General features: G+C 49.3%; 16 protein-coding genes. 10 read left to right on the forward strand and 6 right to left on the reverse strand.

Annotated features, from left to right (window positions below; all coding sequences use genetic code 11):
- Positions 1-39 precede the first annotated feature (39 nt).
- The 4 genes from B160_RS30140 to B160_RS0126000 form a co-directional block, all read right to left on the reverse strand.
- On the reverse strand, positions 40-612 hold the full coding sequence (locus B160_RS30140) for a cupin domain-containing protein (protein WP_157558235.1): 573 nt from the start codon (positions 610-612) through the stop codon (positions 40-42).
- Positions 613-776: 164 nt separating this feature from the next.
- On the reverse strand, positions 777-1,274 hold the full coding sequence (locus B160_RS0125990; RefSeq protein WP_018630898.1) for a lipocalin family protein: 498 nt from the start codon (positions 1,272-1,274) through the stop codon (positions 777-779).
- A 137-nt stretch (positions 1,275-1,411) separates the two neighbouring features.
- The gene (locus B160_RS0125995; protein ID WP_018630899.1) at positions 1,412-1,750 is read right to left on the reverse strand and encodes an L-rhamnose mutarotase; all 339 of its coding nucleotides are present in this window, start codon (positions 1,748-1,750) and stop codon (positions 1,412-1,414) included.
- 103 nt (positions 1,751-1,853) lie between these two features.
- Positions 1,854-4,241 (reverse strand): alpha-ketoacid dehydrogenase subunit alpha/beta, encoded by a 2,388-nt coding sequence (locus B160_RS0126000; RefSeq protein WP_018630900.1) that lies wholly within the window; start codon positions 4,239-4,241, stop codon positions 1,854-1,856.
- Between the two features lie 136 nt (positions 4,242-4,377).
- Between B160_RS0126000 and B160_RS0126005 the strand changes: the two genes are divergently transcribed.
- The 10 genes from B160_RS0126005 (at position 4,378) to B160_RS0126060 (ending at position 18,635) form a co-directional block, all read left to right on the forward strand.
- Entirely contained in the window at positions 4,378-4,767 is a 390-nt protein-coding gene (locus tag B160_RS0126005; RefSeq protein WP_018630901.1) for a DUF1573 domain-containing protein, read from the forward strand.
- Positions 4,768-4,858: 91 nt separating this feature from the next.
- Positions 4,859-6,058, forward strand: a complete 1,200-nt coding sequence (locus tag B160_RS0126010; RefSeq protein ID WP_026310037.1) for a pyridoxal phosphate-dependent aminotransferase — start codon at positions 4,859-4,861, stop codon at positions 6,056-6,058.
- A 452-nt stretch (positions 6,059-6,510) separates the two neighbouring features.
- Entirely contained in the window at positions 6,511-7,836 is a 1,326-nt protein-coding gene (locus B160_RS0126020) for an ammonium transporter (protein ID WP_157558236.1), read from the forward strand.
- Between the two features lie 141 nt (positions 7,837-7,977).
- Positions 7,978-11,028 (forward strand): amidohydrolase family protein, encoded by a 3,051-nt coding sequence (locus B160_RS0126025; RefSeq protein WP_018630905.1) that lies wholly within the window; start codon positions 7,978-7,980, stop codon positions 11,026-11,028.
- 18 nt (positions 11,029-11,046) lie between these two features.
- Complete coding sequence (locus B160_RS0126030) at positions 11,047-12,324, forward strand: amidohydrolase family protein (protein ID WP_018630906.1); 1,278 nt, start codon at positions 11,047-11,049, stop codon at positions 12,322-12,324.
- 496 nt (positions 12,325-12,820) lie between these two features.
- Positions 12,821-13,459, forward strand: coding sequence for a TetR/AcrR family transcriptional regulator (locus B160_RS0126040; protein WP_245562287.1), 639 nt, complete (start codon positions 12,821-12,823; stop codon positions 13,457-13,459).
- 24 nt (positions 13,460-13,483) lie between these two features.
- The gene (locus B160_RS0126045; RefSeq protein WP_018630909.1) at positions 13,484-14,821 is read left to right on the forward strand and encodes a TolC family protein; all 1,338 of its coding nucleotides are present in this window, start codon (positions 13,484-13,486) and stop codon (positions 14,819-14,821) included.
- 54 nt (positions 14,822-14,875) lie between these two features.
- Positions 14,876-15,991, forward strand: a complete 1,116-nt coding sequence (locus tag B160_RS0126050; protein WP_018630910.1) for an HlyD family secretion protein — start codon at positions 14,876-14,878, stop codon at positions 15,989-15,991.
- Positions 15,992-16,122: 131 nt separating this feature from the next.
- Positions 16,123-17,706, forward strand: coding sequence for a DHA2 family efflux MFS transporter permease subunit (locus B160_RS0126055; protein ID WP_018630911.1), 1,584 nt, complete (start codon positions 16,123-16,125; stop codon positions 17,704-17,706).
- 260 nt (positions 17,707-17,966) lie between these two features.
- A complete protein-coding gene (locus B160_RS0126060) occupies positions 17,967-18,635 on the forward strand; it encodes a YdcF family protein (protein ID WP_018630912.1) in 669 nt (222 codons plus the stop codon).
- Positions 18,636-18,666: 31 nt separating this feature from the next.
- Here B160_RS0126060 and B160_RS0126065 read toward each other — a convergent pair whose 3' ends face one another.
- On the reverse strand, positions 18,667-19,674 hold the full coding sequence (locus B160_RS0126065; protein WP_018630913.1) for a cytochrome d ubiquinol oxidase subunit II: 1,008 nt from the start codon (positions 19,672-19,674) through the stop codon (positions 18,667-18,669).
- Between the two features lie 129 nt (positions 19,675-19,803).
- A complete protein-coding gene (locus tag B160_RS0126070) occupies positions 19,804-21,117 on the reverse strand; it encodes a cytochrome ubiquinol oxidase subunit I (RefSeq protein ID WP_018630914.1) in 1,314 nt (437 codons plus the stop codon).
- Positions 21,118-21,456 lie beyond the last annotated feature (339 nt).

The raw sequence follows: 21,456 nt of genomic DNA on the forward strand, positions 1-21,456 counted from the left end.
AGGGCCGGTTTTATTTTGCTGTTGATGGTAACCGAGGATTTACCGGGAGTATGAATCTGCCGGCATCCAGATGGTCAGCTGGCTTTCTTCAGGACCAAGGATCGGGTCTGTTTCCGGGAGCGCAATGTTGGCAATACCATTGTTTCCATGGGCATGATTACCGCTCTGTTCTTTCTGAACCCTGGGTACCTCATTTACAGAACCGGCTCCTACGATTTTAAAGTTCTTTTCCGATTCGAGATGCCGGAGCGCTACGCCTGCGGGGATCACCACAACATCTCCTTTTTCGATGTTCGTTGTGATGCCCAATGTTCCGCCCAGTTGCCATTTTGCTTCACCGGAACAAACGCCTATAACGAGATGCGTGTTGATGTAGTAGTGCGTAAAACCAAACACCTGCAGGCGGGGAGCGGGGAACCAGCGGTTGGAAGAGAACCTGTTTTTCAGCCAGCCTTCACAGTCTTCATATTCTTTATCGAAAAAACCTCTGTAGATCAATAACGGAAGCGGGCTGTTGGGAATGTTCTTGTCTTCTTTGAAATAAAAAATGTCTGGATTGATCCTCCTTAGTTCCCAGGGGACCCATTCATGAGGGTTACTTTTTTTGAGCATGTTATTGTTATTGCAAGTCATATGCCAGTAACCTTCTGCGGGCAGATTTACACAATACTTTTAGAAATCTACGCGTTAACCGGTTTCAGGGCGACTTGGGGTAAAGGGGCTAAAAAAACCGTTGCCATTTCCGGAACGGTTTTTCATTATTTGAAGGCTAATGGTTATCTTCTTTCAAAGTCATAGACAATATAAATGGTCTTGCCTTCGAAAGAAATGGGTGATTGTGCAATGAAGTGCCCGTCTCCGGAGGAGGTGATCTCCAGCGAATAACCTTCTGCAACATTTTTAGACTGGTTCTTTTTTAATCCATCTACCCGCTTGAAATTGAGATGGGTTACACCATTGGAATTGCGGGTAGACCATAAGATCTGGCGGGGACCGGTTGAGCAGTCTTGCCCGTTAATGGTATAACTTCCATATCCATTGTTCGGAAATACCCACTCGCTGCCGTCGAAACAACTCAGCGCTACATCATCAAAGGCTTCAACCTTAAGGTTTTTGGTATCGGTTCCTTCGATGCTGGTGCCGGTTACCACCCAGGTTCCTTTAAAGTCCTGGCGGGGAACGGTGGTCGAAGCGCTTTTTTTGGTATTGGAACAGGCTGCGCCTATAATGGAAATTGTAAGCAGGATCAGGGCAAACTGTGAAACTCTTTTCATAACTGAATGTTTTTTATGCTTATGCAATTGAAGTGCCAAATTTTGAATATAGACGACCGGGGGGTAAAATTGGTTTGACGGTTGTTGTTAAAAAACTGCATACAACGGACTGCCTGCAAATAATTAACCCGGATCAACTAGATACTGAAAATGGACTCCATGAGCATCCATTTTTCGCCAGGTTGGGCGGTTGGCAGCGCCTGTTGGTACTTCCACATGAGCTCCTCCCATTCCTGAACCTTTGTGTTTTGCGCATCCGCCGCCGCTTTTTTACTGAAAGAAAACTCCGGGGAAACCTCCATGATCATAAAGAGGCGGTTCTCTACACGGAAAATTTCCATATGCCGGATGCCGGAATCGCGGATGCTCTGTTTGATCTCCGGCCATACGGCACGGTGATGGGCCTCATATTCCGCAATGAGCGCCGGGTCTTTTTTCAGATCCAGGGCCAGGCAATATCTTTTTAATGCTTCCATTTTGGGATTTGAAATTTGGGATTTAAGATTTGCGGAACATCTGTTAAGACACGACGAAAGCACCAAACCTTTAAACCTTGATCTTTAAACATGAAACTAAAGCTTACTCCCGCATCATATCGATCAGAACCGCAGCGATCTGTTCTGCATTAGGCTTGCTGAAATAATCCCCGTCGCTTCCGTAGCCCGGCCGGTGCTCCTTTGCGGTAACGGTACGGGGAGCTACGTCCAGGTACCGGTATCCACCCTGTTCTTCCATTACTCTATTGAACATGAAAGCGGCTGCACCTCCCGGTACATCTTCATCAATAAAGACGATGCGGTTGGTTTTTTTCAGGGAGTCTAAAATACAGTGATGGATGTCAAACGGCAGCAGGGTTTGCACGTCGATCAGCTCGCAGCTGATGTTCAGTGCGGCAATTTTTTTTATGGCGTCCTGGATGATGCGCAGGGTAGAGCCGTAGCTGACGATCGTGATATCTGTGCCTTCCTGCAATATTTCGGGCACGCCCAAAGCAACGGTCATGGTATCCAGGTTCTCGGGCAACCGCTCTTTCAGCCGGTAACCATTAAGGCTTTCCACCACCAGCCCCGGATCGTTGCTCTGGAGCAGGGTGTTATACATGCCTGCTGCCTGCACCATATTACGGGGTACGCAAACGTGAATGCCTCTTAATGAGTTAATGATCATTCCCATGGGAGATCCGCTGTGCCAGATGCCTTCCAGCCGGTGGCCCCTGCTCCGGATGATGAGCGGACAAAACTGCTGTCCGCCGGTACGGTATTGAAGCGATGCTACATCATCTGTCAGTGGCTGCAAACCATACACCAGGTAGTCCAGGTATTGTATTTCCGCGATAGGCCTCAGGCCTCGTAATGCCAGCCCGATCCCGCGCCCCATAATACTCAGTTCATGAATGCCGGTGTCGGATATCCGCTCGGGGCCATGCTTTTTTTGCAGCCCGGCAAACCCCTGGTTCACATCGCCTATCTGGCCCAGGTCTTCTCCAAATGCCAGTACTTTGGGGTTGCTGGCAAAGAGCTGGTCAAAATAACGGTTCAGGATCTCGTAGCCATTGATCAGGGGAGCAGCTTCGGTTACCACGGGGGCAACCGGCGCAACTTTCAGGGCGCTTTTGGGCCCCTCGTTGTACAAATTTGAATTATATATCGCTGCGTTTTCCCGGCAAAGTGTATCGTAATAAGTTTGGGCACTGCCGCTCTTATCCCCGCAGATAAGGATGGCTTTGTATAAGGTCTGCAATATGTTTTTCCGCAGCGGCTCCCGGTTGGTGACCAGGTCCGGGATCAGCTTTTTGAGCGCTGCCTCTTTCTCCGGCACATCAAGTATCAGCTGGTTCAAAAGATCGCGGGTATGCTCTACCTGTTCTTTGATCGGCTTCAGGTAGGCTTTCCAGGCATTGTCCCGGCTTTCTTTTACATTCTTACGGGCGTCTGTCTCAATTTTTTCAAGCGTGGCATCGTCGGTAAGTCCGTTCTTCAGGATCCATTCCTTCATTTTTCTCAGGCAATCCCGTTCCCGCTCCCATTCCAGGCGCTCTGTAGACTTGTACCGCTCATGGCTTCCGGAAGTACTGTGCCCCTGTGGCTGGGTCAGCTCGTCCACATGAAAAAGAACCGGCGTATGCGTTTCCCGGGCCAGGCTGATGCCTTCTTCAAAGGCCTCGATCATACCCATATAGTCCCAGCCCTTTACTTTAGAAATATAAAAGCCATTGGTTCCTTCTTCCTTTTCGAAGCCTTTTAAAGCGGCGGAGATGGATCCCTTTGTGGTTTGCATTTCCCTGGGAACAGAGATGCCGTATCCGTCGTCCCATACAAAGATCACCAGAGGGATTTGCGCCACGCCGGCCGCATTCACGGTTTCCCAGAAATGCCCTTCGCTGGTGGAAGCATCGCCGATGGTACAAAAGCAGACCTCGTTTCCGTTGTGGGACAGGTTTTTGAATTGCTGCAGTTCCGGAACTTCCCGGAAACTTTTGGATGCATAGGCCAGTCCAAAAGAACGGGGCATCTGGGCGGCAGTAGGGGCCATATCGGTGGCGGTATTTTTGATCTCTGCCAGGTTCAGCCAGTTGCCTTCGGCGTCCGCATTCCGGCTGGTATAGTGGCTGTTCATTTGCCGGCCCAGGCTGAACGGCTCGTGATCCGGATCAGGGTCTGCATAGAGCTGGGCAAAATATTGTTGCGGAGTACCTACGCCGATGGCGAACATGAAGGTCTGGTCGCGGTAGTATCCGCTGCGCCAGTCGCCCGGTTTAAAGAATTTGGCCATTGCAACCTGGGCCACTTCCTTCCCGTCTCCAAAGATCCCGAATTTTGCCTTGCCGGTCAGTACTTCCCTCCGCCCCAGCAAGCTGGTTTCACGACTCAGGCAGGCAATATAATAGTCGTGAAGAACGCCATCTTTGAATTTGTCAAAAGAAAGCATTTCACCTGGGGTAGTAAGGTCGGAAGTCTTATTCTCCATATTGGCAAAAATAGGGATATCACAATATACTCATTGCTGAATAATTTTTCAAAGATGCGTGCAACTTTTGGAAACTATTGAACATCTATACCGTAATTTTGTTGTTTTTATAGCTGTAGTTAATAAAAATAGGATTATGAAGCAATTTTACCTTTTCGCAGTTTTGTTTTTTATGGGGTTTGCTGTTACCGCCAAAGCACAGGAGGCCGTGCCGGCAGACAAAGTGATCAAAATGGCAAAAGAAGAGTATAACGTAGGGAAATTAAAATATAAAAAAGGAACCTCCTTTTTTATGGAATTTACCAATATCAGCAAAAAACCGGTGATCGTGGAAAGTGTACTGGTAGGATGCGGTTGTACGGTAGCCGAAAAACCTTCTGCTCCGATAATGCCAGGTAAAGTAGGTAAAATAAAAGTGGGGTATGATGCTACAGCAGCAGCAGGCAGTTCGTTTAAAAAAGATGTAACGATAAAGATCAAGGGTGCCCAGCCCAAAACGGTATATTTTACCGGTGAGATTATCTAAGAGTTTAGTTTTTTTAGTTTTATTGAACAGTTTTAACTTATTCCATCTGTAAAGGTGGAATTTTTTTATTTTTGCACCCTTATTTTTCAGTATGGTTAGAATTTCTCAAAGAGGCGTGGAAATGCCGGCTTCCCCCATCCGGAAGCTGGTACCCTTTGCAGAGGCTGCAAAGCACAGGGGGGTGACGGTATATCACCTGAATATCGGTCAGCCGGATATTGAAACACCCCCGGCCATTATGCAGGCGGTAAGGGATGCGCATATGCGGGTGCTGGAGTATAGCCATAGCGCAGGAAATGAAAGCTATCGCCGGAAGCTGGTGGAATATTATGAAAGGATCGGGATTGCAGTAACACATGAAGAGATCATGATCACCACCGGTGGTAGCGAGGCGATCCTGTTTGCGTTTTTTGCGTGTTTGAACCCGGGTGATGAAATCATTATCCCCGAACCTTTTTATGCCAACTATAATGGCTTTGCCTGTACTGCCGGTATAAAGGTTGTGCCCATTCCTTCCGGTATTGATACCGGTTTTGCCTTACCTCCGGTTGTCGATTTTGAGCGGGTGATCACTGAAAAGACCAAAGCCATCCTGATCTGCAATCCAAATAATCCAACCGGTTACCTGTACAGCAGGGCAGAGGTGGAGGCGCTGGGCAGCTTTTGCAAAAAACACGGACTATTCCTGTTTTCCGATGAGGCCTACCGGGAGTTCCGGTATGAGGACGACAGTGATTATCTGAGCCCGCTGCAACTGCCCGGACTGGAGGAGCACGTGGTGGTGATGGATACGATCAGTAAGCGGTACAGCGCCTGTGGTGCGCGGATCGGAGCGCTGGTTACGCATAATAAAGAAGTATATCAAACGGCATTGAAATTTGGCCAGGCACGGCTGAGCCCTCCCGGTTTGGCCCAGGTATTGGGTGAAGCGGCCGTGGATCTTCCTGAAAATTATTTTGATGGAACAAGGGATGAGTACCGCAAGCGGCGCAACCTTCTTGTACGGCGCTTAAATGCGATGGACGGTGTATTTTGCCCCAACCCCGGCGGAGCTTTCTATGCCATTGCCCGCCTGCCCATTGATGACTGCGACCGGTTCTGCCAGTGGCTTTTGGAGTCTTTTACACATCAGAACCAAACACTCATGCTGGCTCCCGCAACCGGGTTCTATGCAACACCGGGATTGGGTATGGATGAAGTGCGATTGGCCTATGTATTGAATACGGATGCGATCAACGCGGCCATGGATTGCCTGGAGCAGGCCTTAAAAGTGTACCCCGGCAGGCGCTAAGCCCACGGAAATAAAAGAACAGTAAGCCCCGTTTCAGGGGCTTTTTTTATGCTCCGTAAGACCGGCTTTCTCCGGCCGGCTTCAGCAAAGCGGGCAGGCCGGTTGTAAAAAGATCGCGTGACGGGTATACTCCCGGATGAGCGGCAGGCAATCCGATGCCGTTTGCTGCCGGGATACTTTGAAAAAAAGTGACGAACACCCGAAAAAGATGTAAAAACTACCAAAAAATATAATATTATTATTTATTTAAATATAGTTTCTCAAAACATAAAGAGTTGATAAATAATGAAAAATCAAGCATTTTTTATATTAGTAAAAATAATATATAAATAAATTACTTTTAATTGTATTAAATTTTGATCATTCATTCATATTTTTGGGATGAAATTATCCTGTTTAAAGATATATTCATATTTTTTAATCGATAGTATAAAATATAAAATATATATAATATGTCAATGACGAGAAAACTGGCTATCATCCCTTTTGTACTGTTGATCCTTGTGGTAATACTAAGCCTTGTGTTTGGTCATAACCCTGTAGAGCTAAAGCAATTTCCTGAAATTAATTCGGGCGATACGGCCTGGATGCTGACTTCGGCAGCCCTGGTACTGATCATGACCCCTGGCCTTGCTTTCTTTTATGGTGGAATGGTCAAAAAGAAGAATGTGATCTCTACTATGCTGCAGAGCTTTATCTGCATGGCGATCGTTTCTATGATATGGGTGGTTTTCGGGTTCAGTCTGGCCTTTGGCGACTCTATAGGCGGGGTTATCGGCAACCCGGGAACTTTTTTCCTGATGAACGGAGTGCTGGAAAGCAAACCCTGGGCGTTGGCACCCACGGTGCCCCTGGTGGTATTTGCTTTTTTCCAGCTGAAATTTGCGATCATTACCCCAGCGTTGGTTACGGGTGCTTTTTCTGAGCGGATCCGTTTTACTTCATATATATTATTCATCTGCCTGTTCATCGTTTTTATTTACTGCCCGCTTGCGCATGCCACCTGGCATCCGGATGGTATTTTGTTTAAGATGGGCGTTCTTGATTTTGCCGGGGGTACTGTGGTGCACATGAGCGCCGGCCTGGCGGCCTTGGCGGGTGCTATTTATCTGAAAAAGAGAACGGATACCAGTGAGAACAAACCCGCACGGATCACTTATGTCCTGTTGGGAACCGGTTTGCTGTGGTTTGGCTGGTTTGGCTTTAACGGAGGGTCGGCCATGGGAGCCAATGTTCTGGCGGCATCCGCCCTGGCCACTACAGCTGTGGCCTCCGGCGCCGCTGCTTTTTCCTGGATCATCTTTGATGCGTTGCGGGGTAAAAAGCCTTCGGCAATGGGCACCAGCATCGGGGCCGTGGTGGGATTGGTGGCCATAACGCCTGCTGCGGGTTTTGTAAGCCTGCCCCATGCACTGGTCATTGGCGTTGTTGCGGCCATTATCAGCAACCTGATGATAGAGTGGCGCACCAAAACGTCCATTGACGATACGCTGGATGTTTTTCCCTGTCACGGAGTAGGAGGAATGGTAGGAATGCTGCTGACCGGTGTATTTGCCAATAAGGCAATCAATACCGCCAATACTACCGGCAACGGGTTGTTCTTTGGCGAAACAAAACTGTTTAACACGCATCTGCTGGCACTGGCCGGAGTGATCGTTTTTGTACTGGCGATGTCGTTTATCCTGCTGAAAATAACCGATATGATCACGCCACTGCGTGCGAGTGAAGATGAAGAGTTGGAGGGGTTGGACCGGTCGCAGCACGGGGAAAGCCTGTAAATATATTCAATAGATTGCTGCAAGGGGTGCAGCAGTACCGTAGGAGATCAACATTGGTCTCCTACAACTATTTCAGGACGGTGCAATTTCATAACAGGGATACCGATTATTTTTCCTACTTTCCTGCAAAATTGTTTGCGGATGAAAAAATTGATACTACTGCCGCTGAGCTGGCTGCTGACCCTGGTGTCTGCGGCCCAAACCACCTTTCCGGTAAACGGGGTTGCAGACCCCCGGTCCGGCAGCTATGCTTTTATAAATGCCACGATCATAAAAGACCCCGCTACCACTTTACAGAACGCCACACTGGTGATCAAAGAAGGCAGGATCGTAAGTGTGGGTAACGGTGCTGCTCCTGCGGATGCCGTAGTGATCGATTGTAAAGGGAAATACATTTACCCATCCCTGATCGATATGTATAGCGACTATGGTGTGCCGGCTTCGCAGCGGCAAGGCGGGGCTGCTGCTTTCTTTGGTCCGCAGCAGTTTAACAGCAACACAAAGGGGGCCTATAATTGGAACCAGGCGATCCGGAGCGAGGTAAATGCTGCAGATCTGTTTGGTATGGATGATACCAAGGCGCAGCCGCTGCGGGAGCTGGGCTTTGGGACCGTGCTTGCGCATCAGAAGGATGGCATTGCGCGCGGCACGGGGGTGGTGGCCACCTTATCGGGAAAAAGCGAAAACCTGGCCATTATTAAAGAGCGTGGAGCTGCCTTCTATTCGTTCAGCAAAGGGAGTTCCACGCAAAGCTATCCAACAAGCATAATGGGCGCGGTAGCCCTGCTCCGGCAAAACTACCTGGATGCGCAGTGGTATAAGAACAGGCCTGCACGGGAAGGGGTCAACAAAACGCTGGAAGCCTGGAACGAACAGCAATCGCTTCCGCAGATCTTTGAAACAACAGATAAATGGAGCGGATTGAGGGCAGACCGGATCGGCGACGAATTCGGAGTACAGTATATTATAAAAGGAGGAGGCAATGAGTACCAGCGGATCAAAGAGATCGCCGCTACAAAAGCCCCATACATCCTCTCGCTGAATTTTCCGGACGCGCAAAAGGTAGATGACCCGGCCGATGCCCGGTTCATTGCCTGGAGCGATCTGGCACATTGGGAACTGGCCCCTTCCAACCCGGCCGTGTTCGAAAAGGAAAAGATCCCCTTTGCCCTTACAGCAGCGGATTTGAAAGACCTCAAAACCTTTTGGCCGAACCTGCGAAAAGCCATTCAAAATGGGCTTTCCGAGAAGACCGCACTGGAGGCATTGACCACAACGCCTGCTGCTTTTCTAAACATAACGGATAAAGTGGGACGCCTGGACGCCGGGTTTCTTGCCAATTTTATCATTACTACCGGAAACCTTTTTGCGGAAAAGACCAGCATCCTGGAAAACTGGATACAGGGAACCCGTTATGATATCAACGCAAAGAGCAGTACCGAATGGAACGGGGTATATGCGTTAACCGTTACCGGAGGGGGGGCTGCGACCCGGTACCAGCTCGAGGTGAAGAGCAGTACGCTAGCGACCGTTAAGGCCGGGGAGGCGCTGACCACAAAATTTAGCTCAGACGGGAACCTGGTCTCCATCAGTTTTTCATTAAAGCCAACGACCAAGGTGATCGGCACCGGGCAAAAGGATTCCGTTTTTGACAACCGGCAGGCGGGTGCATTGATCCGGCTAAGCGGGGTAAATTATGGAAAGACCTGGCAGGGAGTTGGCGCAAACGAAAAAGGAGCACCGGTAAGCTGGGTGGCTACGCGCATCTCGGAAACAATACCGGCAAAGGATTCATCAAAACGGTCTTTTGTAAAGCCGGAGGCCCGCATCGTTTATCCCTTTAGCAGCTATGGGAATGCTGTATTGCCACAACAGGAAACCATCCTGATCCGGAACGCTACTGTCTGGACCAATGAGGCCGGCGGAAAACAGGTGCAAACGGATGTATTGGTGAAGGGAGGAAAGATCGCGCAGGTAGGCAAAGGGCTTTCAGCTGCCGGGGCCCGGGTCATCGATGGAACCGGTAAGCATCTTACACCGGGCATCATCGATGAGCATTCTCATATTGCCGTCTTCTCTATCAACGAGGGTGCGCAGTCGGTAACTTCTGAGGTGAGGATCGGTGATAACCTGAATCCGGACGACATCAATATCTACCGCCAGTTAAGCGGGGGGGTGACCACCTCCCAGATCCTGCACGGATCTGCCAATACCATCGGGGGGCAGAGTCAGCTCATCAAACTGCGCTGGGGCGCGGATGCAGAAGGGCTTAAATTCAAAGGAGCAGATCCTTTTATAAAGTTTGCATTGGGCGAAAATGTAAAACGTACCGCCGCCACACAGGGAAACAGCCGTTATCCGGATACGCGCATGGGCGTTAATGAAGTGTTGAACGATGCGTTTCAGCGCGCAAGGGATTATGAAAAAGCCATTCGCTCCGGTGATAAAACCGTCCGGAAAGATCTGGAGCTGGATGCTCTTGTAGAGATCCTGGATCATAAGCGGTTCATCACCTGTCACAGTTATGTGCAAAGCGAAATACTGGGGTTGATCGGGATCGCGGAGAAATACGGATTCAAGGTAAATACCTTCACACATATACTGGAAGGATATAAGGTAGCGGACCGCATCAAACAGCACGGAGCGAATGTGTCTACCTTTTCCGATTGGTGGGGATATAAGAATGAAGTACGGGATGCCATTCCTTATAATGCGGCCATCATGCACCGGCTCGGACTGAATGTTTGCATCAACAGCGATGATGCCGAGATGGCGCGGCGGCTCAACCAGGAAGCTGCAAAGACCATCAGGTACGGCGGGGTTTCGGAAGAGGAGGCCCTTAAAATGGTAACGCTGAATCCTGCAAAGGCATTGCATATTGATAGCCGTGTAGGAAGTATTAAGGCAGGGAAAGACGCCGATCTCGTGCTGTGGAGCGATAACCCGCTGAGCATCTATGCCCGGGCCCTGTACACAATGGTGGACGGTGCCATTTATTTCGACCGGCAGCAGGACGGGGAAGGCCGCGTACAACGGGCCGCTGAACGGAACCGCCTGATACAAAAAATGCTGTCCGCCGGTAAGAATGGCGCGCTGGTTATTCCGGCCAGGCCAACGGCACAGGTGGTATTGCATTGCGAAGACCACGAAGAAGCGGACGGCATCCTTGCCGCAGATGCATTTGAATTCTAATCAAAAAAACAAAGTTCGATGAAAACGTTTGCATACATCATTTTCATTTTTCTGGCGCTTCCGGCAATGGCACAGGATGCTGTTTATCCGGCCAAAAAACAGGAAGGGATTGTCGTGATCAGCAATGGCACCATACATACCGGTACCGGCCGGGTGATGGAGCGGGGTTCCGTCATCATCAAAGACGGGAAGATCCAAAAAGTGAGCGACCATGCAGAAACCGTGCCCGGGGCTACGGTAGTGGATGCAACGGGCAAGCATGTTTATCCGGGGCTGATCCTGGCCAACACGGACCTGGGGCTTCGGGAGATCATCAGCGGGGTAAGAGGCAGCAATGATTATTATGAATTGGGAGATTATAACCCGGATGTGCGATCGATCGTAGCTTACAATACCGATTCGAGAGTGATCAATACGCTTCGGTCAAACGGCATCCTGCTGGCCAATATTGTACCCCGGGGCCATCTGCTGGCTGGTTCTTCATCGGTGGTGCAGCTGGATGCCTGGACCTGGGAAGATGCATTATATAAAGCCGATAATGGCATGTGGCTGAATTTACCAGCCTTGCTGAAATCGCGGCGCACCGGCGCTTCGGACCCTGTAAAAGCGGGAATGAGGCAGATAGAGGCACTGAAAATATTTCTGCAGGAAGCGAAAGCCTATGCCGGGGCAGCAGACCATAAAGAGGTCAACCTGAAATTTGAAGCGCTGCGCGCCCTGTTTGCAAAAAAGCAGAAGCTCTATGTGCATGCCGATATCTCCCGGCAGATCCTGATGGCGATCGATCTTGCAAAGACCTTCGATATCGAGGTGGTGATCGTTGGAGGCAGCGACAGCTACCTGCTGGCGGATCTGCTGAGGCAGAATAATATTCCCGTGATTCTGAATTCCATCCATGCCCTGCCTACACTGGAAGACGATGATGTGGACCAGCCGTTCAAAACACCGGCCTTGCTGCAAAAGGCGGGAGTGCTATTTGCGCTGAATGATGATGAAACCTCCTCGCGTTACCGCAATCTTTCCTTTTTTGCAGGAACTGCCGCAGCATACGGACTTCCCCGGGAGGAAGCCCTGCAGGCCATTACCCTGAACGCGGCCCGGATCCTCGGGATCGATGACCGCACAGGATCCCTGGAAGCAGGAAAAGACGCAAATGTCGTGGTGAGCACCGGCGATATCCTGGATATGGAGCACAGTACAGTAACGGATGCTTATATACAGGGCCGGAAAATTGACCTGAATAACAAGCACAAACAGCTGTATGACCGTTACCGGCACCGGTACCAGCTACAGTAGCCGGGAATGCAGCGAAGACCGGAGCGAACCGGAAATGCACCCGTACCGCTGCAGGAAAAAAAATGCATGGTAGGCGCTGCGTTCATTGCACCGCAAACCTCATCGCGGGAAACAGGATGACACAATAACTGCGCGTGTGTGAAACAGAAAACCGCAGCCGTTGCTTCCCGATCCCGTTGCGGAAACAAAATTGTGGTAATCGCTGCGTTCGCTTTATAATAGCTGTCGCCGCGGGAAACGATAACGCAATAGCCCAGCCGAAACTCCGTCTTGCTAAAATTATGATCTCCAACGTCCGGTCGTAACCTGCTTTATATTATTTACCAGTAAGATAGCTGTTGTTTTTAATTGATCGCCAACGTTATGCGAGGCATCAATGCCTGTTGTACCCAACTTGACATGGGTTAATTTCTTCCCGGTTTTCTGCAGAAATTAAACAAGTGTTTGATTAATTAAACAACTGTTTAATACCTTTGCAGTGGAAATTTTTTACAAGGTGTCAGCAGTATTTACACAAAAGCAATTGGAAATCATGAAGGCGGCGGTAGAGATCTTTGCCGATAAAGGCTTTGATAATGCATCTGTACGGGATATCGCCAAAGCGGCAGATGTAAATGTGGCCATGATCTCCTATTATTTTGGGTCTAAGGAAAAGCTGCTTGAAGCGATCTTTACCAGGCATGTACTGAAGATCCGGGAAAAGCTGGAAGAGATCGTTTTTGCAAGTAACGTAGCTCCTGTGGATAAGATTGATCTCATCATTGATACGTATATCGATACCATCGCAGCCAACAGGAACTTTCACCTGCTGATGGTGCGGGAGCAGGGCGTGATGAAGAACCCGGTTCTTTACGAAGGAGTGAAGAGCATGAAGCTGAAGAACAATGCCCTGATCAAAAGTGCTGTAAAAGCAGGGGTGAAAGCCGGCATTTTCAGGAAGAATGCGGATGTCCTGTTTCTTGCCCTGACGGTATTTGGTACCATTAACCAGGCTTTTAATACCCGGAGGTTCCTCTGCGAGCAGCATCATATCGATCCGCAGGATGACGGGGAATTTCTGAAGGCCATCATTCCGAAACTGAAGAGCCATTTAAAAGCCCTGGTAAAAAGTTATCTGCTGGTAAAAGAATCATAAGTAACAGAAAAAGCTATTGAATGTATGAATAAGAATATCACCACCATCGTTGCCTTGTTTTCAGCGTTGATGGTTTTGAACACAACCCTCTCCGCACAGGAGGTCAAAAAGCTTTCGGTAAACGAGGCGGTAACACTGGGATTGCAAAGCAGCAAGCATTTAAAGATCGATCAGGCAAAGATCCTTGAAGCCACCGCAGCAGTGGAAGAGGCAAAAAACAACCGGTTGCCGGACCTGAAGATCGGGGGTGCCTATATGCGCCTTACCAGTGCGCACATCGATATGAAGCGTGCACAGGAACAGGAAGAAGGGTCCGGTGACGGCTCGGCGGTGCCCGAGATTTCACAGGCCATGTATGGAATGGCCAATTTTTCATTGCCCCTTTATGCGGGAGGAAAGATCCGGTACGGGATCCAGTCTGCCGGGTACCTGCTTGAGGCTGCAAAACTCAATACGGGCAATGACGAAAAAGCCGTTGCTTATAATCTTATTGAGGCATATGCCAACCTGTTTAAGGCTGCCCGGGTGATCGATGTGATCAAAGAGAACCTGGCTGCCTCGGAGAACCGTGATTCCAGCTTTATACGGCTGGAGAACAACGGCCTGATGGCCCGCAACGACAGGTTAAAGGCGCAGCTGCAGACCTCTGATATTGAATTACAGTTGCTGGAGGCGCAACACAATTACAATATCGCCAATGTGAACATGGACCTGCTGCTGGGATTGCCCGAAACAACAGTTATTGAAGTAGATCCTGCATTTATCGATCAGGGTTCTGATGACCGGCCGCTGGTTTATTATGAAGATCAGGCCTTACAGAACAGGGAAGACATACAGGCGCTGGGTTATCAGCAGAAGGCGGCAGCGCTGGGAATTAAAGTGGCAAAAGCGGAATATCTGCCTGCGCTGGCACTAACAGGGGGCTACATTGCAGTGAATGTTCCCAAATTTTTATCGGTGACCAACGCCATCAACGGGGGGCTGGGGGTGCAGTACAACCTGTCGAGCCTCTGGAAGACCGGTGCAGCTGTAAAAAAAGCAAAGGCGCAGGCACAGGAGCTATCCGCTTCGTCGGAATTGCTCGCCGATAATATCCGGCTCCAGATCAACCGCGACTATCAGCGTTCTATATTGACAAAGCGCAAAATTGAGGTCTATAATAAGGCAGAAGTACAGGCGGCTGAAAACTACCGCATTACCAAAAACAAATATGACAACAGCCTGGTCACCATTACAGACCTGCTGGATGCCAACGTAGCCCTCCTGTCTTCAAAGATAAATGTATTGAATGCAAAAGCAGATGCGGCCCTGGCTTACCAGAAGCTGCTGGAGAGCAGCGGCATCTTACCTGCACAGCATTAATAAATAAATACCAAACTCTTAAAATCAGAAAACGATCATTTAATATCCGATATTATGGCAAAGGAACAAGTTCAAAATCAGCAGGGCGAAGCAGGCCAAAAGAAGAAAAGAAGTCCTATATTCTTTATCATACTTGCAGCATTGATCATTGGGGGAGGCTACTTTGGCATTAAAGCCTTTATCTACGGCCGGCATCATGAAGATACCGACGACGCCCAGATTGCTGCCAATGTAAGTCCGGTCATCTCCAAGATACCGGGATATATTGCCGGCGTAAAAGTAAAAGACAACCAGTTTGTGCACAAAGGCGATACGCTGCTGGTGTTGGATACAAGAGACCTGCAAATGGCGCTGGATCAAGCGGAAGCAGCCCTGGTTACGGCCCGGAGCAACGTGGCTTCTGCAAAAGCCGGTACCGAAGCGGCTCAAAAAAATATTGGCACTGCCACGGCCGCCGTTGCTACCGCCGATGCCCAGATAGAAGCAGCAAAAGTGAATATTTGGCGTACGTCTGAGGATCTCAAGCGGTATGAGAACCTGATCAGGGATCACTCCATTACCCAGCAGCAATATGAGCAGGCCCTTGCGGCCAAACAAACTGCCGACCGCCAGCTGGCGGTCCTGAAAGAGCAGCGGAACCAGGTAGCGGCTCAAACCGGAGTCGTATCCTCCCAGTCGAAAGCAACTGCAGAACAGATCAGTGTTTCCGAGGCAACAATGCGCCAGCGTGAAGTGGATGTTGAGAATGCAAAGCTGAACTTAAGCTATGCCGTCATCGTAGCCAATGAGGACGGTGTGGTATCAAAAGTTCCGGTGCAGACGGGGCAATTCATCCAGGCCGGTGCACAATTGTTCAGCATCATCCTCAACAATGATAAATGGGTGGTGGCAAACTTTAAGGAGACCCAGTTATCAAGAATGGTAACGGGGCAAAAAGTGGAGATCGACGTGGACGCATTTCCCCGGCATCATTTTGAAGGGGTGGTAAGCTCCTTTTCTCCGGCAACAGGCTCTATTTCCGCCCTGCTGCCAGCGGACAATGCCAGCGGGAACTTTGTTAAAGTGGTACAGCGGGTACCGGTAAGGATTGAATTCGTGAACAGGAATGATTCCCTGATACAAAAATTACGCGCCGGTATGAATGTGCTGGTGGATGTTCATCTTAATTAGTGAGACGTTAGTTAGTGGGAAGCTGGATAGTGAAATGTGCGCGGGTAAAAGGGGAAGCAGATTTTTTCACTGGTCAACTTTTTATTTCTCACTAATTAAATTTCACTTCTTATAATAAAAGATATCAATTTATGCAACAGGATTCTCTTGTAGAATATGGCGCGCGGCGTGTTATTGTAACGGTTACCGCGATCATTTGTGCTTTGCTGGAGATTGTGGACAGTACCATTGTAAACGTGGCGCTGAACGATATGAAGGGAAACCTGGGGGCCACCTTGTCCGAGGTAGGATGGGTGATCACCGCCTATGCCATCGGTAACGTGATCGTTGTTCCGATGACGAGCTGGCTTTCGCAGCAGTTTGGCCGGAGAAATTACTTTGCAGTTTCCATCGTATTGTTTACCGTTTGTTCCTTTTTATGCGGCAATGCCACCAATATATGGGAACTGGTTGCCTTCCGTTTCCTGCAGGGGGTAGGCGGCGGCGCATTGCTGGTTACCTCTCAAACGATCATTACGGAATCCTACCCGATTGAAAAGAGAGGCATGGCCCAGGCGATCTACGGATTGGGAGTGATTGCCGGTCCTACATTGGGACCGCCGTTGGGTGGCTATATTGTAGACAACTTCAGCTGGCCGTACATCTTTTACATCAACATACCTCTGGGGATCATTGCTACGCTGCTCACATTGCAGTTTGTACGCAGCCCTAAATTTGCGGAGAAAAAGGCCGCTCATGAAATTGACTGGCTGGGGATTTTTTTGTTGAGCGCCACGGTGGGGTCGCTTCAATATATCCTGGAAAGAGGGCATGAAGATGACTGGTTCTCCAGCAAAGCGATCATTGTGCTGACGATCACTGCTGTTTTTGGGCTGTTTTTCTTTATCTGGCGGGAGCTTACCTATAAGAACCCCATCGTGGAGCTGCGGGTGCTCCGGAACGGGAATCTGAGGGTTGGTACGATCATGTCCTTTATCCTGGGATTCGGACTTTATGGATCCACGTTTATTGTACCCCTTTATACACAGAGTATCCTGGGCTGGACGGCCCTGCAGGCGGGGATGTTGATGATCCCGGCCACGCTGGCGACGGCATTCATGATGCCGTTCATCGGGCGGATGATCGCAAAGGGGATCCCCCAGCAATACATGGTAGCTACCGGTCTTTTCCTTTTCTTTATCTACAGCTTCTGGGGATACAAGATCATTACACCCGATACCGGGAAGGATGCCTTTTTCTGGATGCTGATCGTGCGGGGGGTAGGACTTGGGCTATTGTTCATCCCCATCACTACGTTGGCGCTTTCTACCCTGAGAGGGCAGGAAATTGGCCAGGGGGCAGCGTTTACGGGGATGATGCGCCAGCTGGGTGGCTCCTTTGGAGTGGCGGCCATTACCACTTTTATCGCTAACCGTAATATGCTTTACCGCAACGACCTGGTGTCGAAGCTGGACGTGAACGATCTGGATGTGCAACAGCGTGTGAGCGCCCTGCAGCATGGTTTTACCGCAAAAGGAATGACCCCCGATGCCGCGTTGCAGTCGGCCCATAAAGTCCTTGATTTTACAGTGACCAGGCAGGCTACGGTACTTTCCTATATGGATGTATTTCTTTACCTGGGGCTGATGTTCCTGATCTGTATTCCGTTCATCCTGTTTATAAGGAAGAGAAAAGGCAAACGGGAAAAAATGGATATGAGCGAAATGATGCACTGATGAGGGCATTTCCGGTTTGTTTGAAGCTAGCGTCCGTTCGCTGCCTGATGCGCATTCGCAGTTCTATATATTGCTCACGGATTCCACGGATATTTATGGAATTCTGTGAGCGGCTTCTCCCGGTACCATCATTTATGCAGAGGGCAGGGAATATTGAATCTAAAATCTTTCCGTTTGAGGGCTGATAGATGACTGCTGAAAGCTGATCGCCCTCAACTCAGAACTTTGCCGTATTTTTAATCCCGATGTTACAAAAATATATGGCTGTACTGGGACTGGCATTGTTCCTTGTTTCTTTATGCGGGTGCGTTTCTTACCGCAAACGTCCTACACGCTTATACGAGAAAGTGCTTTCGAAAAAAATGACCTTTGATGCTGGTATTGTTCCGGGTGTTCCTTTTAAGGACGGAAAATGGGACACGGTGATGAAGGGAAGGGTGATCTGGGCTACACAGCTTTATAAACAAGGCATTATCCGTAACATTATATTTTCCGGCGGGGCCGTGTATTCACCTTATTACGAGGCCAGGATCATGGGGCTTTACGCACAGCAGCTGGGGGTAGATGCCGCACATATTTTTTATGAAACCAGGGCCGAGCACAGCACGGAAAACGTGTTCTATTCCTATCAGATTGCGCGCCGGCAGGGCTTTAAGTCTGTTGCCCTTATTACTGATCCTTTTCAATCGTCCATGATGAAGCGGTTTACCCGGCGTAAGTTTGGTACCCCGGTAGTGCATATACCCTTTATGGTAGATACTCTTAAGAAATACAATGATATCGATCCGGTCATTGATCCGTCTCCGGCCTATGTACAACCTTTCAGGTCCATCCTGGAACGGGAGGGCTTTTTCCGCCGGTTTCGCGGCACCCTGGGTGCTTTTATTCCCTGGGAGAACAGAAGGCGGAAAAGAGCCCGGCCTTTGTAGCAATAAAGATCTGTTAGGTTTTTAAAACCTATCAGGTCGCTTCCTGTTTGTTAAAACTATAAAGCAGGTAGAACAGTGCAGGTAAAATAAAAACACTTCCCGCCAGGAGGGCAACGGCCAATGCATGAATGGTTTTATCGGAACCTTTATGGACCAGCAGCGATAGACCCTCTGTGTTTTTCAGGTTGATCAGTACCGGATAATGCTCGTAGGTAATGGCTACCAGCAATAAGGTGATCTGAGCGCCGGCAATGATCCGCAGCCACCGGGTGGACTGGCGGAAGAGGGAGGCCCACATCCAGAATAGTGAAAGGGCGGCGAGCATGACACAGGTGATGCTTACAGGATTGCCGAAAAGCCAGCCGGCCAAAGGAACGTCATCGCGGTAAGCGGCAATCAATACCAGCCCGGCAGCGACAATAGCGGCCAGGCTCATATGCCTGGCTTTCCGGATAAACCGCTGCCGTTCCGCTGCTGTTTTTGTTTCACCGATAATAAAAATGGCAGCCAGGAATCCGCAGATCGTAACAGTAAAGATACCTACGGTTACCGGAAACAATCCCAGCCAGCTGAAGATATAGGCATCCGTGAAGTGGGTAGCCTGCGGATCGATCCTCCCCGAAACGGCGCTGCCGGCAATGATGCCGAGGAACAGGGGCGTAATGACACTGGAATACATAAAGGTTTTGGAATAAACCACCTGCATGCGATCCTGTACCGCATCATAGTTCCGGAAGCTGAAGGCGGTACCCCTTGCCACAATGCCCAGCAGCATAATGACCAGCGGAATGTGAAGGGATATGGAGACCGTGGAATAAATAACAGGGAAGCCAACAAAGAGGATCACGATAGCAATGATCAGCCACATATGATTGGCCTCCCATATCGGGCCGATGGCACGGTACATAACCTGCCGGGTCTGATCCTTGCTTTTACGTGTAGAAAGGAATTCGAGGATCCCCGCACCAAAATCGGCCCCTCCCATTAATACGTAAAGAAGGATCGAAGCCCACAGATATGCCATTACTACATAAAGCATCACGAATATTTATTTATGGTGAAGACCGGGAGCAGAGCATCGGGTGATCAGCTATCAGCCTTCAGCTCTCCGTTCCGGTGCCAACCTGAAACGTTGAATTTTAAACCTTGATCAAAATGTTCTTTTTACTCAACTTGTCACATCATATAATTTGCCCACCATCTTCACCTGCCGGTACAGCAGGGCCATCACTACAATGCTCAACGAAACATACACGGCAGTAAAGATAGAGAACGAATAAACAATGCCGGGCATGGGCGTAACCGCATCGCGGGTGCGCATAATGCCATAGATGATCCAGGGCTGGCGGCCTACTTCCGTTACGGTCCAGCCGGCTTCCACAGCGATAAAGCCTACCGGAATGGCGGCGGCGAACAGTTTCAGAAGCCATCGTTTTTCCAGCCATCTTTTTTTACGCCAGAGTGTAAAGAAATAAAAGACAGCGATCAGCAACATCATCATTCCCAGGCCTACCATCACCTGGAAAGCATAATGGGTAATGGCAACGGGGGGGCGAACGTCTTTCGGAAAAGCTTCCAGACCCGTTACCGGCGTTTTAAAATCGCCATGTGCCAGGAAGCTCAATGCCCCGGGGATCTTTAAGGCATAACGTACGGTATCGTTCTGTTCGTCGGGGATGCCGCCCAGGATAAGGGCTGCCTTTTCTTCTGTTTTAAAATGGGCTTCCATAGCCGCCAGCTTTACCGGCTGGCGCTTTGCCACGTCCTTTGCAGAGATATCGCCGCTCAATGGCTGCAGGATAGCGCCGGCACAGGCAAAAACGGCGGCAATGCGAAAGGCTTTTGTATGAAAGAGCACATTCTTTCGCTTGAGGATCATAAGGGCATGCACACCAGCCACTGCAAATCCTGTAGCCGTAAGCGCAGCCAGGATCATATGCAGGGCCTGCGAGAACCAGGCATCATTGAACATGGCCGCGATGGGATCAATATTCAGGTATTGCCCGTTTATATAGTCAAATCCGGCCGGACTGTTCATCCAGGCATTGGCAGCAACTACCAGGATGCCGGAGGCGAGCCCGCTTACACCAACGATCACCCCGGTGAACCAGTGAAACCATTTATTAAATTTATTCCAGCCATACAGATAAAAGCCGAGCGCGATGGCTTCAATAAAAAAGGCGGTTCCTTCCAGGGAAAAGGGCATGCCAAAAATAGGCCCGGCATGTTTCATGAACTCCGGCCAGAGCAGGCCCAGCTCAAAGGACAATACCGTACCGGAAACGGCGCCCGTGGCAAAGAAAATGGCCACCCCCCGGCTCCAGGCACGGGTTACATTGCGGTAAACGATGCTGCCGGTCTTCAGCCATTTATAATGCGAAACCGCCATAAAGAACGGCATGATCATGCCAATGCAGGAAAAGATAATGTGAAATCCTAATGAAAGCGCCATCTGGGAGCGCGCCGCAATAAAGTCATCCATAATCTATGGATTGGTTTAAAAATGAACCGCTGGTAAACGGTATTTACAAAGATAGTTCAACTGTGTGAGCAAACCAGTTGTTTATTACCTGTTGCGTTATAAAGAATTGTTGCGTTTAGTAAAACAGAACCAAAAAGCAGAGAAATGCTAATGAAGAAATATAGAACCCGGCTCTTTTGCTGCCTTGTGCTTGTTTTAAGTATATACAGTTGCGATCCTCCTTTTTCAAATCTGATTCATTGCACAAAGCTTGGCTATCTTCATATCCTCCAATTTGTGATCAGGGATAAAAAAACATCGGAAAATCTTATAACAAAAGGGGTTTATAAGCAAGATTCG

It is taken from the genome of Niabella aurantiaca DSM 17617 (genome assembly GCF_000374125.1).
GTDB lineage: Bacteria > Bacteroidota > Bacteroidia > Chitinophagales > Chitinophagaceae > Niabella > Niabella aurantiaca.

What these genes read in the sequence shown, in the direction of transcription:
- B160_RS30140 (WP_157558235.1), bottom strand. Translation starts at nt 612, where the DNA reads ATGCTCAAAAAAAGTAACCCTCATGAATGGGTCCCCTGGGAACTAAGG.
- B160_RS0125990 (WP_018630898.1), bottom strand. Translation starts at nt 1,274, where the DNA reads ATGAAAAGAGTTTCACAGTTTGCCCTGATCCTGCTTACAATTTCCATT.
- B160_RS0125995 (WP_018630899.1), bottom strand. Translation starts at nt 1,750, where the DNA reads ATGGAAGCATTAAAAAGATATTGCCTGGCCCTGGATCTGAAAAAAGAC.
- B160_RS0126000 (WP_018630900.1), bottom strand. Translation starts at nt 4,241, where the DNA reads ATGGAGAATAAGACTTCCGACCTTACTACCCCAGGTGAAATGCTTTCT.
- B160_RS0126005 (WP_018630901.1), top strand. Translation starts at nt 4,378, where the DNA reads ATGAAGCAATTTTACCTTTTCGCAGTTTTGTTTTTTATGGGGTTTGCT.
- B160_RS0126010 (WP_026310037.1), top strand. Translation starts at nt 4,859, where the DNA reads ATGGTTAGAATTTCTCAAAGAGGCGTGGAAATGCCGGCTTCCCCCATC.
- B160_RS0126020 (WP_157558236.1), top strand. Translation starts at nt 6,511, where the DNA reads ATGTCAATGACGAGAAAACTGGCTATCATCCCTTTTGTACTGTTGATC.
- B160_RS0126025 (WP_018630905.1), top strand. Translation starts at nt 7,978, where the DNA reads ATGAAAAAATTGATACTACTGCCGCTGAGCTGGCTGCTGACCCTGGTG.
- B160_RS0126030 (WP_018630906.1), top strand. Translation starts at nt 11,047, where the DNA reads ATGAAAACGTTTGCATACATCATTTTCATTTTTCTGGCGCTTCCGGCA.
- B160_RS0126045 (WP_018630909.1), top strand. Translation starts at nt 13,484, where the DNA reads ATGAATAAGAATATCACCACCATCGTTGCCTTGTTTTCAGCGTTGATG.
- B160_RS0126050 (WP_018630910.1), top strand. Translation starts at nt 14,876, where the DNA reads ATGGCAAAGGAACAAGTTCAAAATCAGCAGGGCGAAGCAGGCCAAAAG.
- B160_RS0126055 (WP_018630911.1), top strand. Translation starts at nt 16,123, where the DNA reads ATGCAACAGGATTCTCTTGTAGAATATGGCGCGCGGCGTGTTATTGTA.
- B160_RS0126060 (WP_018630912.1), top strand. Translation starts at nt 17,967, where the DNA reads ATGGCTGTACTGGGACTGGCATTGTTCCTTGTTTCTTTATGCGGGTGC.
- B160_RS0126065 (WP_018630913.1), bottom strand. Translation starts at nt 19,674, where the DNA reads ATGCTTTATGTAGTAATGGCATATCTGTGGGCTTCGATCCTTCTTTAC.
- B160_RS0126070 (WP_018630914.1), bottom strand. Translation starts at nt 21,117, where the DNA reads ATGGATGACTTTATTGCGGCGCGCTCCCAGATGGCGCTTTCATTAGGA.